Source organism: Corynebacterium sp. TUM25015, assembly GCF_056393505.1.
This window is the reverse complement of record NZ_CM150783.1, coordinates 238,645-253,905: the sequence shown is the minus strand read 5'-3', so window position 1 is coordinate 253,905 and position 15,261 is coordinate 238,645. Positions and strand designations below refer to the sequence as shown.

At 59.3% G+C, this 15,261-nt stretch carries 12 protein-coding genes; 9 read left to right on the top strand and 3 right to left on the bottom strand.

Features of this window, described 5'->3' with window-relative positions; genetic code table 11:
• The first annotated feature begins 38 nt into the window (after nucleotides 1-38).
• Nucleotides 39-1,316: an alpha-hydroxy acid oxidase gene (locus tag AC06DS_RS01190; protein ID WP_448308018.1), complete on the top strand. Its 1,278-nt coding sequence runs from the start codon at nucleotides 39-41 to the stop codon at nucleotides 1,314-1,316.
• Here the strand turns inward: AC06DS_RS01190 and AC06DS_RS01185 are convergent.
• Nucleotides 1,313-2,596, bottom strand: a complete 1,284-nt coding sequence (locus AC06DS_RS01185) for a saccharopine dehydrogenase family protein (protein ID WP_477100775.1) — start codon at nucleotides 2,594-2,596, stop codon at nucleotides 1,313-1,315. The two genes, AC06DS_RS01190 and AC06DS_RS01185, sit on opposite strands and share 4 nt — an antisense overlap.
• Before the next feature lie 30 nt (nucleotides 2,597-2,626).
• Here AC06DS_RS01185 and AC06DS_RS01180 point away from each other — a divergent pair, with 30 nt between their 5' ends.
• From AC06DS_RS01180 to AC06DS_RS01145, 8 genes are all read left to right on the top strand, one after another.
• Nucleotides 2,627-3,142 carry a tRNA (cytidine(34)-2'-O)-methyltransferase gene (locus tag AC06DS_RS01180; protein ID WP_448308020.1) on the top strand — a complete coding sequence of 172 codons (516 nt, stop codon included), beginning with the start codon at nucleotides 2,627-2,629 and terminating at the stop codon, nucleotides 3,140-3,142.
• A gap of 850 nt (nucleotides 3,143-3,992) precedes the next feature.
• A complete protein-coding gene (locus AC06DS_RS01175; RefSeq protein ID WP_477100774.1) occupies nucleotides 3,993-6,611 on the top strand; it encodes a prealbumin-like fold domain-containing protein in 2,619 nt (872 codons plus the stop codon).
• 247 nt (nucleotides 6,612-6,858) lie between these two features.
• On the top strand, nucleotides 6,859-8,352 hold the full coding sequence (locus tag AC06DS_RS01170; RefSeq protein WP_477100773.1) for a SpaH/EbpB family LPXTG-anchored major pilin: 1,494 nt from the start codon (nucleotides 6,859-6,861) through the stop codon (nucleotides 8,350-8,352).
• A gap of 33 nt (nucleotides 8,353-8,385) precedes the next feature.
• The gene (locus AC06DS_RS01165; RefSeq protein WP_287861861.1) at nucleotides 8,386-9,303 is read left to right on the top strand and encodes a class C sortase; all 918 of its coding nucleotides are present in this window, start codon (nucleotides 8,386-8,388) and stop codon (nucleotides 9,301-9,303) included.
• A 12-nt stretch (nucleotides 9,304-9,315) separates the two neighbouring features.
• Nucleotides 9,316-10,233: a pilin N-terminal domain-containing protein gene (locus AC06DS_RS01160; protein ID WP_287862008.1), complete on the top strand. Its 918-nt coding sequence runs from the start codon at nucleotides 9,316-9,318 to the stop codon at nucleotides 10,231-10,233.
• A 175-nt stretch (nucleotides 10,234-10,408) separates the two neighbouring features.
• On the top strand, nucleotides 10,409-11,038 hold the full coding sequence (locus AC06DS_RS01155; protein ID WP_473963620.1) for a hypothetical protein: 630 nt from the start codon (nucleotides 10,409-10,411) through the stop codon (nucleotides 11,036-11,038).
• 74 nt (nucleotides 11,039-11,112) lie between these two features.
• Entirely contained in the window at nucleotides 11,113-11,970 is an 858-nt protein-coding gene (locus tag AC06DS_RS01150) for a bifunctional methylenetetrahydrofolate dehydrogenase/methenyltetrahydrofolate cyclohydrolase (RefSeq protein WP_477100772.1), read from the top strand.
• Nucleotides 11,963-12,322: a DUF3017 domain-containing protein gene (locus AC06DS_RS01145; RefSeq protein WP_287861864.1), complete on the top strand. Its 360-nt coding sequence runs from the start codon at nucleotides 11,963-11,965 to the stop codon at nucleotides 12,320-12,322. The genes AC06DS_RS01150 and AC06DS_RS01145 overlap by 8 nt, the downstream gene beginning before the upstream one ends.
• Here AC06DS_RS01145 and metX read toward each other — a convergent pair.
• Both metX and AC06DS_RS01135 read right to left on the bottom strand, forming a co-directional pair.
• On the bottom strand, nucleotides 12,319-13,503 hold the full coding sequence (gene metX / locus AC06DS_RS01140) for a homoserine O-acetyltransferase MetX (RefSeq protein WP_477100771.1): 1,185 nt from the start codon (nucleotides 13,501-13,503) through the stop codon (nucleotides 12,319-12,321). The two genes, AC06DS_RS01145 and metX, sit on opposite strands and share 4 nt — an antisense overlap.
• Before the next feature lie 28 nt (nucleotides 13,504-13,531).
• On the bottom strand, nucleotides 13,532-14,863 hold the full coding sequence (locus tag AC06DS_RS01135; RefSeq protein ID WP_477100770.1) for an O-acetylhomoserine/O-acetylserine sulfhydrylase: 1,332 nt from the start codon (nucleotides 14,861-14,863) through the stop codon (nucleotides 13,532-13,534).
• Nucleotides 14,864-15,261 lie beyond the last annotated feature (398 nt).

Sequence of the window (15,261 nt, the reverse complement as noted above, 5' to 3'; positions counted from 1 at the left end):
CACAGCCCAAAAACACTTTGTTAGGAGAGCGAGCCTCGATGGCACACCAAAAGCGTCAGATTCCAAACCCCGTTGAGATTTTTGACCTTCTGAAGTTCAAGAAGCCGACCCTGGATTTTAAAGCCCGCCGCCTCAGCAATGCGCAGACGATTTGGGATCTGCGCGACATTGCGAAGCGTCGCACCCCGGCTGCAGCCTTCGACTACACCGATGGCGCTGCCGACAATGAGATTTCCATGAACCGCGCACGTAAGGCTTTCCGTGACGTGGAGTTCCACCCGTCAATTCTGAACGACGTTTCCCACGTGGACACGACTGCGGAGGTCTTCGGCGGTACGTCCTCTCTGCCTTTTGGTATTGCACCGACGGGCTTTACCCGCCTTATGCAGACCGAGGGCGAGTTGGCCGGTGCCGGTGCCGCCGGCCGTGCGGGCATTCCGTTCTGCCTGTCCACCCTGGGCACCACCAGCATCGAGGACGTGCAGAAGGCCAACCCGAATGGCCGCAATTGGTTCCAGCTATATGTCATGAAGGAACGTGAGATCTCTTACGGGCTGGTCGAGCGCGCTGCTCAGGCGGGCTTCGATACTCTGCTGTTCACCGTGGATACACCAGTGGCAGGCAACCGCCTACGCGATGCCCGCAACGGCTTTTCCATTCCACCGGAGATTTCTCTGGGAACGGTCTTGAACGCGATCCCGCGCCCCTGGTGGTGGTGGGACTTCCTGACCACGCCGCCACTGGAGTTCGCCTCCCTGACCAGCACCGGCGGCACCGTCGGTGAGCTGCTGGATTCCGCGATGGATCCCTCCATCAAGTTCGAGGATCTGAAGACCATCCGCGAGATGTGGCCGGGCAAGCTGGTCGTCAAGGGCGTGCAGAACCTGCCGGATTCTAAGAAGCTGGCCGACCTGGGTGTTGACGGCATCATCCTGTCGAACCACGGTGGCCGCCAGCTGGATCGCGCTCCGGTTCCTTTCCAGCTGCTGCCGGAGGTCGTCCGCGAGGTCGGCAAGGACGTGGACGTCGCAATGGATACCGGCATCATGAATGGTGCGGATATCGTTGCCGCCATCGCCAAGGGCGCGAAGTTCACCCTGATCGGTCGCGCCTACCTCTACGGCCTGATGGCCGGTGGCGAGGCCGGCGTGGATCGCGCCATCGAAATCCTGGCCAGTGAGGTGCGTCGCACCATGCGTCTGCTGCAGGTTTCCTCCCTCGACGAGCTGACCCCGGAGCACGTGACCCAGCTGAACTCCCTGGACATCAACCGGGTCAACGGAGTGGCAGCCGACGAACAGAGCCTGTTCAGCTAGTCGCTGAACTTCATGCCCGCATCGCGCAAGCGCTGCACATAGGGCATCCCCAGGCCGGTGGCCGGAGTCAGCACTCCACCACCGGTTGTGCCTTGGTAGGGGGAACCTGTAGGCAACTCGGCGTCACAAAGGGCAAGAGTGAGCGCAGCCTCGCTAAGCATCAGGGACGTGCCCTTGTACCCCGGGTCGGCGTCCAGGCTGATGGTGTTTGTGTACGTGCTGCCGCCGGCGCCGACGCCGTAGTGCTTAGCATGGAAGAAACCGGCATCGCGTTCGGCCTCAGACGGCCCCTCGCCGGGCTCAGGTACCCAGCGAGAGAGGAACGTGCGCAGCTTGTCCTGGTTCAGCGCCGTCACTGCCGTGCCGAGCAACGCGCCCATGGTGAAGGCACGCATGCGCCCCTTCAGCCCCTTGCCGGTGTACTGGTATTCGCTGTAGCGCAGCTTGTCGCCGTACTCGTAGCCGAGCAGTGCGTTCGAGCGGCGCACCACGCGCGTGTTGGAGCTCGCCATGATGAACGGACCGGCCCAGACGTCCTCGCCACTGTCGCTAGCGCTAGCACGCCCGATGTCGCTTTCCCGCACCACACCGAAGTCCGGCTGCTTGCCCAGCTCTGGCTCTTTGGCGCGGTCAGGGGAGAGGGTGTACGGGTCGGCCAGCAGCCGCTTCTTCTCCTGGCTGCCCTTGGCGGCTGCGAATTGTTCGCGCATCGAGTCGATCGTGCCGCCGGAGAGCCCGCCCTTCATCTTCACGATCATGGTGGCGGACTTGAGGGTGTCTTTATTTTCGGACGCCCTCTGTCCCAGCAGTAGCATTCCCAGGTCACTCGGAACGGAATCGAAGCCGCAGGCGTGGACGATGCGCGCTCCGCTGGCGGTGGCGCGGTCGTGGTAGGAATCAGCGGATTCGCGCATGAAGAGCGCCTCTCCGGCGAGGTCGACATAGTGCGTACCGTGGGTGGCGCATTCGCGGACCAGCGGGAAGCCGTGGCGGTAGTAGGGGCCGACGGTGGAGATGACCACGCGGGTATCGCAGACCAGCTTCTCTAGGGAGCGATTATCGCTGGAATCGGCGATAACCAGGGGAAACTCGGCTGCTCGGGGGTTGGTGGCAGCCAGTTGGTCGCGCAAGACCTCCAGTTTGGACTGGTTGCGGCCGGCAAGTGCGATGCGCACTTCCTCAGGGGCATGTGCTGCTAGGTATCCGGCGGTTAGGGTTCCGACAAATCCGGTGGCACCCATCAGGGTGATGTCGAAGCTGCGGGAGGGGGAGTTGCTCATGGCTACATTTGTACCGGTTAGATTGGGTGAATGACGTCTGAAAACCAGTTTGCGGGTGTGAACCCACCACTGCACGTAGTGTTCGACCGCCCGGAGATCCCCCCGAACACGGGCAACGCCATCCGCATGTGCGCGGGCACGGGGGCTTCGCTCCACCTGGCTGGGCCGCTCGCCTTCAAGTTCGACGACAAGCACGTGCGCCGGGCGGGGCTGGATTACCACGAACTGGCAGACGTGCACGTCCACGAGGGCATCGATGAGGCGCTGGCTCACGTGACTGACCCGGTACGTGGCTCGGGGCGGGTATTCGCCTTCACCGCGCAGACGGGCACGTGGTTCACGGAGGTGGACTACCGGCCGGGTGACGCGCTGCTCTTCGGCCCGGAGCCGACTGGCCTGGCCGACGATGTGTTGGCCGACCCGCGGGTGGCGGCGAAGGTACGCATCCCGATGCTGCCGGGGCGGCGCTCCATGAACCTATCGAACGCCGCGGCGGTGGCGGCCTACGAGGCGTGGCGCCAGTTGGGCTTCGCCGGCGGTGTGTAGCGGGGTGCCGGAAGGGGTGCCACTGCTGTCCGGTGAACTCAAGGTGTAGATTCTATTAAGAGTAGCCTAAATCACCTTTCGGAAAATTGAGCGGAACCTGTGAAGCTTATATTCTTGTTCGTGTAGGGTGCAAGCTTGAAGGCTTAACCTTCATCTCGCCAAGAAGGAGTGGGTATCCGTTTTTTAGGTAAACCTTAACAGGTGGGTCGAAGAACGGATCTAAGGCTGGAAAAGGATAATGGCTCGCGTATTAACCGGTGAAAACCTTAAGTTGGCCGAAGATCGCCAAGGGGCGGCGCTTAGTCGGGCATGTATTTGTCTTCTAACCGTTGCTGCCCTTCTGGGTGCACTCGTGACCATCGTGGGAGCCATTGGAGGAATTAATGTTCCTTCGGCGCAGGCGCAGACTCCAACGGGAAACTGTAAAGAAGAGAAACTGCTGGATACGCAGCTCTACACACCTCTTTCGGATGCGAGGAATGACGAAGATTTAAAGCAAGTTGCAAGTTCTACAAAGAGCAACGCCAAGAAGTTCCGCATTAACATCAAGAGTGGTACGCGGGGGGTGGATCTGCCGCTGACCCGGGTAGAAATTAGCACTACAAGGTCCTTTAATGTGGATCTAGGCGGGTTTTTTGTCACTAAGAAAGAGACCAGCAACGGGGTTGAATACAACTCGTTTACCACGCCACCGCCCGGAGGCGGTCGGATCGGCACGAACGGTAAGGCTGTGCAAACCACCGGTATTACGGTGCAAAGTCGTAATAGCGCAGGGAAGGTAAATTCCGTCTCTTTTGACCTTGAAGGTACAGGGACGGGATTCAATACTTGGCCAGGAAATACCCTACAGGTGTTGACGAATGCGCCGTCGACACAAGGTAACGATTACTCGGTCAAGGTTTATGGCATGGTCTCGGTGCCGTGTAAGTGTGAGGAGGCGACAACCCGTAAAGGTCCCCGAGAGCTCACCCAAGACGAACTCAATAAGGGCACGGCTGTTTACGTGTCGGCCACGCCGAATGGTGGACAGGCGGGAAACACGAGCACACAGCTCAACCTGCAGATCGAGGGTAGCAGTACTTTTACCCCCATCGGCAAGCCCTCCAACTGGGTGTACAACGCGCTGTCCTACAACACGAAGGATCACTGGATCTACGCCATAAGCCAGGCGAACCACAATTCGAGCCTCCAGGAATGCCACCCCGCGGGCCATCTTCTGCAGATCGATCCGGTCACGGGTGAGGTGTACGACCTCGGGCTGGTCAAGAATGCTCAGGGGGCGACCCTTTTCCACAAGGCGACCAGCGGAAGGCCAAACGACCTGGATCTAATCAACACCGGCACCTTTGACCTACGTGGATCGAACGAAGTGATGTGGGTGGGCAACACCGCAACATCCGGTACCCGACAGCTGTATAAGATTCCCCTGCCAGCGGTAGGTGCGAAGGATCCACGTGGCGAGATTGCCCGTAATCAAAACAACGCGCCTTTCCAAGCTGGAGCTGAGGATCATGTTGTCCTCCCCAGTGCCCCACAGTACCTCTGGGGTCTGGTGAGTCCCGCCCGCATGCAGCAAGACGGGGCGAACCCAAGGACACACGTCATGTTTGAGCGCATCAACATGGATACAGGAGAACGGAAGACGTGGACTATCCCCGCGGATCAGCTTCAAGACCCGTCTGGTAATACAGCGATCCCGGAGAAGGTCTGGGGTAAGGCCTGGTTGTACGGCAACGGCAACCTCGGCTTTGGTACCGGCGGAAGTACTGCCGATCAGGTGGGCATGCAGATTAGGGTTTTCGACCCAACCGGAGAGCATCCGAGCTTTCAGCTGGTCTCTCGGCTGTCGGACCTTCCTGCTTCCTACAACACCGATGCAACGAGTAACCCCGGGGTGCAGATCCCCTCGGATCTTAAGGCAAAGAAAACTACTTTGGAGCCAGGAGACCCCCGACTGGAACAGGTCTATGCTGCCGGCTTGCCCAGGAACAAGAAGTATTGGGCGCTGGAGGTTGAGAACATCGGAAAAGGTGCTTCGTCAGGTTTCACCTTGTACGACATTCTGCCGGCAACCTACGAAGGCCTCGTGGAGTACAACCAGGTTGTTTACGAGGGGTACGACGGTGGGAATGTCCACACTCAACCTGCCACCGAGAACCCCCAAACCGGTGAGATAACAAAAACCTACTTCTTCGGACCCATGCCTGCCGGCGGTAAGGCGACCGTCATCATTGGCGCGACATTGAAGTCCGGTGCGGAATGTCGCCCTAACACGGCGTCTGTGATTAACCATGACAAAGACGAAGACCCGACGAACGATACTGCTTACGATTCCTGTCCAGGTGCATTGAGCAAGACTGCCATCGACACCAACGGTGACGGAAAGGTCGGCTTCGACGACATCACTTCCGATACGGATGGCCAAGGCAATGTTACGTACACTGCCGCCTATGACGTGACGGTTAAGAGCTTTGATGACCTTAACGAATACGTTTACCCGGCGCCCACCGATACCCCGAAGCTGCCCAAGGGGGCGAAGCTCACCGGTGCGGAGGTGTACTTCACTGACGAATACACGTCCAAGGACAAACAACCGGGAGACACACCTTCGTGCGTGGTAGAATCTGACGTGCTGCAAACGGGAAGCTTCCGGCTAGACAACTGTGACCGAGAAGGTTCCGAGGACTCCCCAGAAATGCGGGAAAAGCGCACCATCGATGCAGTTGGACGGCAGGATCCCAAGCATGGCGACGGCACTCATCGGTACCGAGTCAAACTGAAGTTCACCCTTGATAAGGAAGAATACGATAAAGCTCGAACTGAATCGGCCGGAGGCGGGGAAGGTGGCGTCACACCCGGTGACGGTGACGACGTACCAGAATGCAGTGCAGAGCGCGGCGGCTTCGCCAATAGCGTGAAGATGGGCGACCTCGAAGACGAGGGTTGCTATCCCGGACCCGATAAGACCCGTTTCTATCTATGGAAGGTCGATTCGGACTCCGCAGGAAACATCACGACTATCCCCGCGCGCGACGGCGACAAATACGGGGCGCAGTTCGCGATCTACGACCAAGACCCCACGGGACCGGCGGCGAACAAAATTGCGGACCTCAAGGTCACAGAGGATGGAAAGTACCTCTGGACCGAACTGGACTACGGAACCTACTTCTTGTTGGAGACGAAGTCGCCGGACGGCTATCAACTCTTGCCTACCCCGGTGAAAATCAGCATCAAACGAAATGCCAATGGCAAGACGATCGTGGAGTCGGACCAGCAGAACGCACTGTTTGCTGACTCTAAGCCGAGTGACCTGCCCCAGGACTATCCAGACGGTGCATGGCTGCAGGTGGCCAATGTGCACCAGGGCGTGATGCCAAAGACCGGTGGCGACGGTGTGATACTCCCCATTCTCGCGGGGCTTCTCATTGCAGCCACAGGAGCCATGGGCATACGCCGACGACTGAGCTAACCCTGACGTGCACAACTTCTAAAGAGGAGAACAATGTTTCAACCCAGTACCCCAGGCCGGTGCCGAGATGGACCCGGGTGGGCACGATGACCTGAAGCCAAGAAACCACATTGCTCACACAAGGATCCGTTACGAAGGCGCGCAGTGTTCACCGCAAGTAGCTCGCCACGAGTATTGCCAACCATGTGCCCTCGACCACTCGGATCAACTTCCACTACTCATTCACTTGTAAGAAAGAAGGACGTTCATGTCTAACGCAACTGTCGGCAAGCGCGTAGGTGCGCTGTCCGCTGCATTCGCTATCGCACTGGCTGCCGGCACCGTCGGCGCCGAAGTAGTCTACGAGGCCCCGACCGCACAGGCGCAGGCCGTCAGCACCATCGACAACAACCAGACGCTTTCCCTTACCCTGCACAAGCTCATCGGCGCTGAGGGCGAGCAGGGCAACGGAACCGAGATTACGAACCCTTCTGGTGAGCCAGCCGAGGGCGTCAAGTACAAGATTGAGCTGGTTCAGCCACTGAACAACAGCGGCGACTGGGCAAAGGCACGCGAGATTACCAATCCTTCCGAGGCTAAGGCATGGGAAGGCGACGGTGCGTACTCCAAGGAAGGCACCACCGGCGAAGATGGCACCCTGACGTTCAATAACAACTTGCCAAAGGGTCTCTACAAGGTCACCGAAACCGAAGTCCCGACTGATTCGGGTCTGGTGCCCGGTGCTCCGTTCCTGGTATATGTGCCGATGACCAACTCGGACAACAAGAGCTGGATCTATGATGTTCACGCGTACCCGAAGAACTCCAAGGTGACAATCACCAAGGAAGTTGAGGACCAGAACGCACAGGCAGGGCAGGACTACAAGTACACGATCACCACGGGCGTTCCGGCTGTTGCTAAGAATTCCACGCTGAAGAAGTACATCGTCAAGGATGTACTTGATCCGAAACTGGACGCTGAAAACGCCACTGTCGAGGTGAAGTACGGAGAGTCCGCTGACAATGCTCAAGCATTGGTGGCAGGCACCGACTACCAGTTGGTAAAGGATGGCCAGGAGATCAGGGTCGAATTCACCGAAACTGGCCGCGACAAGCTGAAGTCCACCGACCTCGTGTTCACCACCATCACGACCAAGACCAACGGCTTCATCCAGCACGTTCCCAACGACGCAACGCTGATCACCAATAACGGCTCTTCCGACCACGACACAGAGAAGACGTCGGATAAGGTTCACACCTACTGGGGCAAGGTCACCATCAACAAGACCGACGGCAACGATGAGAACAAGAAGCTGAAGGGTGCAGAGTTTGAGTTGGTGCAGTGTGTCGATGACGGCAACGGGGCCTGGAAGAAGAAGGAAGGCACCGATCCGCTGAACGTCCAGGGCCAGGACAAGTGGACCACCAACGACCAGGGCACTGTCACCATCGAGGGCGTCCACGTTACCGACTTCGCCAACAACCAGGCCGACGAAGAGACCAACTACTGCTTGCACGAGACCAAGGCACCTGAAGGCTACGTGGCCAACGATGCGCTTGAGCACTTCGAGCTGAAGAAGGGCGATGTGGATGATAACGGTACGCCGACCGCCGACATCAAGTACACCGCCAACATCAAGAACTACACCGACGAAAACCACCTGCCGAACACCGGTGGCGCAGGCTTCTGGGCCATTGTTCTGGCTGGTTTGGCGATTATCGGTGGCGGTTTCTACGCAGCTCGCCGAAGCACCCAGCAGTAGGGGCTAGGCAGTTCGAACGGGAAAGCAACGGACATGACAAGCACAATTGGTAAGCATCGAAAGAGCGCACCGCGATCGCTCTTTCGTCGCACCTTCCTCCCCATCCTTTTAGTGGTGGTGGGGCTGCTTGTCATGCTTTATCCCGTTTACGCCACGCAGTGGAACAACCACCAGCAACAAAAGATCGCGGAAAAATACGAACAAGACTTGAAGGAAACGGATCCTCAAGTCCTTAGCCGAGCGGTAGAGGAAGCCCGCAGGTATAACACGACGCACAAGGACGGACCGATCCTGGATCCGTGGCTGGCTCGCGTCAGCGAGGATAACCCCGCATACGAAGAGTATCTTTCCCAGCTCTCTGGGCAGAGCGCCATGAGCCAGGTGGTTATCCCGTCCATCGAATCGCGCCTACCCGTTTACCACGGGACCTCCGACGAGGTTCTGCAAAAAGGTCTTGGGCACCTCTATGGATCCTCCTTACCTGTAGGTGGGAAGGGAACTCACGCGGTTATTACAGGCCATACAGGCCTGTCCAACGCCACACTGTGGGATGACCTCGTGGACGTGCGGAAGGGCGATGCGGTCTACGTGTCGACCTTCGGCGAGAAGATGAAGTACGAGGTGTACGACACAGAGGTTGTCTTGCCGGACGAGGTCGACAGCCTCAAAACCCGACCAGACGAGGACCTACTGACCCTCATCACTTGCACCCCCTACGGTGTGAATACCCACCGGCTCCTGGTGCACGCCCACCGCGTTCCAATGGATGAGGACGAAGGCAACGTGTTCGATGATCGCGGCAAGCTGATGCAGTGGTGGATGTGGCTACTGCTCGCCGCCGCAGTGTTGATCATCGCACTGATTACTTGGTGGTTCCTTCGCGAGCGGAAGAAGCAGAAAGCCAGACAATCCGAACAGGTAGTAGGCGAAGAAGAAATGGAAGAGGAATAAGCCGTGAACCTCATGAATACCGCGTCACAGGTGCAGCGGGCGCCGGTGCACCGTGCCGGGCTGCGCCGCTCCGTGTTCGGTTTGGGCGCAGTCGTGGCTCTGGTCGGCACTCCGCTCGTTGCCCCCGCTCCTGTCGTGCCGCAGGCTATCGCGAAGCAGCACACCATCACAGGCCAGGTCGAAGGCCTGGATGTGAAATTTATTGATGCCACCCGTCTCGGTACTCTCACTGTGGTGAAAAGCGAACCAAATTGGTGGGACGACCGAGGGGGCAAGAAACCCTTTGGGCCTATCGACAACATTCGCTTCACAGCGCAGCGTGTCCAGGGGATTGACCTCACTACCGAGAAGGGGATGAAACAGGCGAAGCGGCTCTCGGTAGCTGATGCTCGTCGGCGGGGATTCGATAGAACCTTTGAGGCGTACACAGATAGTTCCGGTAAGGCAGTGTTCACCGGTCTCCCGGTCGGCTTGTACTTGGTCACAGAATACGAGGGCGCGGATCCCACTAAGGAATACCGCCAGTCCAGTCCTTTCCTCATCACGATCCCTATCGGAGAAACCGGCAGCTGGAACTACAACGTGACGGTGAATACGAAGCCGAAGCCGGAGGACGATCCCGGAACGCCTCCAGATAAGCCAGGAACGCCGCCGGACGATCCCGGAACGCCTCCGGATAAGCCCGGGACGCCGCCCGATAAACCAAGCACTCCAGGTACCCCGCCGCCGGAGCACCCGGATACTCCAGCACCGCCAAATAGCCCAGGCGGTGGCCATGAAGGCGGCGAGTCTTCAAGCATCATCGATCGACTGGCACAAACCGGAGCGCATCTGTGGTGGGTGGCGCTCATCGGAGCCATGCTCGTTGTTTTGGGTGCATTTACCTTGCTTCGCCGCCGACGTGATCTGGCTGAATCGCAGGCGAATTAAAGTAGCTGTGGGAACATTCCCACAGTGCAGAAACTTCTATAAGTATGGAAGAAAAACCTCATCCTACCCCGCGGCATATTCTCAACGTGCCGCGGTTTTTCATGCTCTTGGCCGTGTTCACCTTAATGCCCAGAATGCGCAGCCAAAGCGCCCGCCGTCTGACAGGATCGGTGGCATGACGTACCCTCACTACGGCTCGCCTGCCCCTATGCCCGCCTACGGGTATGCCCCGCCGCCTCAGACCGGCCAGGACTCTCGCTTCATGCCCCTGCTCATCGGTTGGCTCGCTGCTTTCCTCATGCCGATTGTGTATTGCATCCTGCGCTTCGTGTTTTATGGCAAGGACTGGGTGGGGATACTTCTAATCGCCGGCGCGGTCGGCCCGCTCTTCTTCGGCATTCAGTGCCTCCTCAATTTCTTGGCGCTCGCGATCCCGAAGTGGTGCAATGATTCCCTCGCCATTTTTTGGAGCGGCATGCTCGTCTGGTGGGGTGGCGGGGCGGCTTTCGCGGTGGTGCCAGGGTGGGATTTTCGCGAGGAAATCCGGGAGTACGGAGAGAAAGCTTGGCCCACCGGGGGACCTAATGGCCGGGATGTAATGACTGCGGAAGATGGGCAGCGCTACATCGAAATCCTCGATACCTGGCTGGATACCGAAACGACTTTGCAGCATACTCTCACAATCCCCACCTTGGTCGCGCTGGCTGGAATCGCCATCGTCGTCATTGGCGTGGTCGTGGCCGCCATGAAACCTGCTCGTCCAACTGTCGCCTATGCGCCGCACTGGCCGGGTAGGCCCTACTAGCTTCTTGTGCTAGTTGCTCTTTTAGCCATGACGCCACCTCGATCCCAGCGAGCCCGCGTGGAATAATGGGGCTCATGGCAGCTACTAAATTGGATGGAAAACTCTACCGCGACGAGATCTTCGCCGACCTGGAACAGCGCGTCGCCGCGCTGAAGGAAAAGGGCGTGACTCCCGGCCTGGCCACCGTGCTGGTGGGCGACGACCCGGCCAGCCACTCCTATGTGCGCATGAAGCACAAGGACTGCGAGCAGATCGGCGTGAACTCCATCCGCAAGGACCTCCCGGCGGACGTTTCCCAGGAAGAGCTCAACGCAGTCATTGACGAGCTGAACGCTGACGATGCCTGCACCGGCTACATCGTGCAGCTGCCGCTGCCGAAGCACCTGGATGAAAACGCTGTGCTGGAGCGCATCGATCCGGACAAGGATGCCGATGGCCTGCACCCGATGAACCTGGGCAAGCTGGTGCTCAACGAGCCCGCTCCATTGCCTTGTACTCCCAATGGCGCGATCCACCTGCTCAGCCGCTTCGGTGTGGAGTTGAACGGCGCGAAAGTTGTAGTCATCGGCCGCGGAGTGACGGTCGGCCGCCCGATCGGCCTGATGCTCACTCGCCGCAGCGAGAACTCCACTGTCACCCTGTGCCACACCGGCACGAAAGACCTGGCGGCGGAGACGAAGGCTGCGGACGTTATCGTGGCCGCCGCTGGTGTGCCGCACATGCTGACCGCAGATATGGTCAAGCCCGGTGCTGCCATCCTGGACGTGGGAGTGTCCCGCGGCGAGGACGGCAAGCTGAAGGGCGATGTGCACCCGGACGTGTGGGAAATCGCCGGCGCCGTTTCGCCCAACCCTGGGGGAGTGGGGCCACTGACCCGTGCCTTCCTCGTGCGCAATGTCGTCGAGCGTGCGGAGAATCTGCTGCGTGACTAATCGCTCCCGCCCCGCCCGCATTGGGGATGCGCGCCTGCGTTTACTCGATAACCCCCACGACCGGAATAACCCGCCATCCAGGCTCTCCCGTACTGTGCAAATGGCGCTGCTGGGGCTGTTCGTGTTGATGCTGCTGGCTGTCATCGCCCTTTTGCTGGTGGACAGGTGGCGTCGCGCCAGCGTGATGCTGGGCAGCGCTATGCTCTACCTGGCCGTCCTGCGCCTACTTCTGGATTCCCACATGCTGGGAATCCTGGCGGTGCGTTCACGCCGCTTCGATACGGCCTTCACCGCGGCAATCGGATTCGGCATTCTGTGGATTGCCGTGAGCGTCGACCCGCTGGTGAGTTAATTCAGCGTAGCTGCGGGGACAGAACTTCCCTCGGCAATGATCTCCGCCTTAGCCAGGAATTTCGTTAACACCTGACCCATCTGCCGCGACTCGATCAGAAACCCGTCGTGACCAGTGGGGGAGGTGATTTTCGACATGCCAATGAAGTCGCCCAGGTTGCGTGAAAGGTGTTCCTGCTGGTGCAGCGGGTACAGAATATCGGTATCCACGCCCACCACCATCGTCGGTACTTCGCACGACCCTAGAGCTGCATTCATACCACCCCGACCCCGACCTACATCATGCCTGTTCAGGGCATCCGTCAGTACCACATAGCTGCCTGCATCGAAGCGTGCGACCAATTTCTCTGCTTGGCGGTCTAGATAGCTCTCTACCGCGAAGCGCTGCTGTGGGTCGCGGTAGGGGCCGTAGGGGTTCTCATTCCGCTGCGGATCCACCCCGAAGCGTTCGTCTACTTCCAGCTCTCCGCGATAAGTCAGGTGCGCAATCCGACGTGCCTGCCCCAGGCCGTGTGATGGCACCTCGCCCGTAGAGTAGTAATCGCCGCCATGCCAGGCCGGGTCCGCTTCAATAAAGCGAATCTGGCTGGACTGCAAGCCGATCTGCCAGGCCGACGCGCGTGCGCTTACCGCGATGGGTAATGCTGCGTTGATCATGTGCGGGTACATGAGCGACCACTCAAGCACCCGCGCCCCGCCCATCGAAGCGCCGATAAGGGCATGGATCCTTGTGACGCCGATACGCTCCAGCAACTGCCGTTCTGCCACAACCATGTCGCGGATCGATAGACCGGGGAATCGCGAACCCCATGCCTTGCCATCGGGATGTGGTGAGCTAGGCCCAGTGGACCCCTGGCATCCGCCCAGCACATTGGCGCACAGCACCAAATAGCGGGTGGTATCGATCGGCTTATTCGGGCCGACCATGTCCGCCCACCAGTCAGCGGCATTGCCGTCGCCAGTCAGGGCATGTTCGATCAGTACAACAGGTCGTTCCTCCGGGGATAGTCCCGGCTCGGGACCTGCGGAGAACTCGGCATAGTCCGCGTCGCCCTCCGAAGAGTCGTAGAACGCGAAGAAACGGAGTTCGGCGTCAACAATAGTCACACCCGCCTCCGTGACAACGTCGCCGATAGGCACCGTGCGCGACGTACCAGAAGCGGGGAGGAACTCGGGGTTCATTAGGTATCAGCCCAGTAAATTGTGTGTTCTAGATAGCCTCGAAGCCGCGCTTGAGATCATCGATGATATCGGGGATGTCCTCGATGCCCACGGACAGGCGGACGGTCGCATGGGAGACACCAGCACGAGCCAGGCCGGTCGCGTCGGACTGGGAATGCGTGGTGGTGGCCGGGTGCACCACCAGGGAACGTACATCGCCGACATTCGCTAGGTCGGAGTGCAGCTGTAGGGCGTCAATAAAAGCCCAGGCCTTCTCCTTCGCCTCTTCCGAGGTCGGGTCGTCGACTTTCAGGTCGAAGCTCAAGACGGAGCCCGTGTACTCCAGCCCCAACTCTTCCTTGACCTTGAACCACGGGGAAGTCGGCAGGCCCGCATAGTTCACGGTAGCCACCTGCGGTTGCTCGGCCAGGAACTCTGCTACGGCCTTTGCGTTCTCGTTGTGCTTGGCGATACGCAAGGTCAGCGTGTCCAGACCTTGAGCCACGACCCAGGCGTTAAAGGCGGAGAGGGTGGCGCCCGTATCGCGGATGATGCCCGCGCGGAGCTTCATGCCGAAGGCAGCCGGGGCCAGGTCCACGTACTTCAGGCCGTGGTAAGCGGGATCCGGGTTGACGAAGCCGGGGAAGACTGGCTGGCCGTCGCGCTCGACGGACCAGTCGAAGGAGCCGCCGTCGACGATGATGCCACCCAGACCGGAGCCGTTACCCGTGTAGAACTTCGTCAGGGATGCGACTACGACGTCGGCGCCGAGCTCCAACGGACGGACCAGCGCAGCGGTAGCCAGGGTGTTATCCACGATTAGCGGAACGCTGTTGTTGTGCGCAACCTCCGCCACAGCCGGGATGTTCAACACATCGGCCTGCGGGTTTGCGAAGGTCTCGGCGAAGAAGGCCTTGGTGTTCGGGCGGACGGCGGCCTGCCAGGATTTCGGGTCGTCCGGGTTGTCCACAAAAGTCGTTTCGATTCCCAGCTTTGGCAAGGTGTGCTGCAGCAGCGTCTCGGTGCCGCCGTACAGACGCGGGGAGGCGACGATGTGGTCGCCGGTGCCAGCGAGGTTGAGGATCGCGGCGGTCTCGGCAGCCATGCCCGAGGCGAATGCCACTGCGTGCACGCCGCCTTCTAGGGAGTTCAAGCGGTTCTCCAGCGCTTCTACCGTGGGGTTGGTCAGGCGCGAGTAAATCGGTCCGAGGTCTTCTAAGTGGAAGCGCTGCTTGGCGTGCTCGGCATCGTTGAAGACGTAGCTGGAGGTGAAGTGGATCGGCAGGTTACGGGCGCCGGTATCGCCGACAGGTTGGCCAGCGTGGATCTGGCGGGTGGCGAAACCCCACTTCTCTGCGTTTTCGTTGTTGTACTTGGGCATTGGGTGCGATCCTTTGGGGTCTGTCGTTTTGCTTGTTATTTGGGCTTGTTGCTTTACGACGATAGACCGGCATGCCATAAAAGTAAACCGCTCTGTCTACTTTTTTCTTCTCGAAGCCATAAAATGCCAGGTAGTGGCGTGTTTAGCGCCTAGAAGTTATCCGTACCGCTTAGTCTATATTTGTATGGTTTGGTTGCAGGGGATAGCTCCGGGGGTTGCGGGGGAATGTCGCTAAAACGGGAATCTGTTATTAGAAGCCGTTGTCAAAACTCTAAAAGGCCTGGTCAGGAAGCTGCAACAAATTGTGTTTTGTGTAGACGCGTTACAGATTCCCGATCTAGCGACATTCGCAGCGTGAACGGGGAGGAGAGGGAGGAAACTGTGCATGAAGAAACCCC